Source organism: Pseudonocardia sp. McavD-2-B (assembly GCF_024124365.1).
GTDB lineage: Bacteria > Actinomycetota > Actinomycetes > Mycobacteriales > Pseudonocardiaceae > Pseudonocardia > Pseudonocardia alni.
Genome location: NZ_JAMXSG010000538.1, coordinates 1 through 1,205, shown reverse-complemented (window position 1 = coordinate 1,205; position 1,205 = coordinate 1). Strand labels below are relative to the sequence as shown.

The window sequence follows — 1,205 nt, the reverse complement described above, 5'->3', positions numbered from 1 at the left end:
GCGGGTCCGGTCGCCGCGGGGGTGCTGGTGCTGCTGGGCCTGGCGAACCTGCTGGCCGTCGACGGCGTCGCCCCGGCCGGGAAGCAGGCGGCGGTGGCGGTCGTGGGGCTGGCGCTGATGGTCCTCGCGCGGCGGCTGCGCGCGGAGGCGCTGACCGTCGTCGCCGTCGGGGTGTACGCGGTCGCGGTCGCCGGGCTCGTCGTCGTCCGGGTGGCGGGGGTGTCGGCGAACGGCGCGACCCGCTGGATCGCGGTCGGGCCGCTCACCGTGCAGCCGTCGGAGCTGGCCAAGGCCGGCGTGCTGCTCCTGCTCGCGGTCGTGCTGGGCTCGGGCCGGCCGGAGTGGCAGCGCCTGCCGGTGGCGCTGGTGGTCGCCGTGGTGCCGGTCGCGCTGACCGCGCTGCAGCCCGACCTCAGCACGGCGACGCTGCTCGCGCTGGCCGCCGTCGCCGTGCTGGTCACCAGCCGGGTGTCGGTGCGGGCCGTCGCGGGCCTGGTGGGTGCCGCCGTCGTCGCCGCGCCGCTGGCCGTCGGGCTGCTGCGGCCGTACCAGGCCGAGCGGCTGGCCGCATTCCTCGGCGGGTCGGGCCAGGACCCGGGCGGGGCGGGCTGGGCGGTCGAGCAGGCCCGGATCGCGGTCGGCTCCGCACCGCTGTGGGGCCACGCCGGTGACCCGCTGGCCGGTCTGCTCGCCTCCTACCTTCCCGAACGGGACACCGACCTGGCCCCGGCCAGCGTGGTGCAGCAGTTCGGGCCGGTCGCCGGGGCGGTCCTGGCGCTCGCCGCCGGGGTCCTGGTGTGGCGGCTGGCCGTGGCCGCCCGGGAGTGCCGGACCCCGCAGGCCGGCCTCGTCGCGGCCGGGATGGCGGTGCTGTTCGGCGTCGAGGTGGTCGTCTCGACCGGCGGCAACCTGGGTCTGCTCCCGCTGGCCGGGGTCCCGTTCCCGCTGGTCAGCTTCGGTGGCACGGCGCTCGTGGTACACCTCGTCGCGATCGGGTCGGTGTTCGGCCTGCGCCGCGACGGCGTCCGCCGGGCGCTCTGGTCGCCGCCGTCGCTGCGCCGCAGGCCGCGCCTGGTCCGGGTGCTCGCCGCCGGGGTCGTCGCGGTGCTGCTGGGGTTCGTCGCCGCCGCGGCGACCCTGCAGGGACCCGGCGGGGCAGCCCTCGCCGCGACCGCGCACGACCAGTCGACCCGCTGCGTGCCGGT

The 1,205-nt window shown here is 78.8% G+C and carries 1 protein-coding gene; it reads left to right on the top strand.

Annotation, left to right across the window (positions count from 1 at the left end; all coding sequences use genetic code 11):
* Window positions 1–1,205: FtsW/RodA/SpoVE family cell cycle protein (locus NH602_RS30980; protein WP_253069709.1), on the top strand; the 1,205-nt coding region annotated here is incomplete at both ends.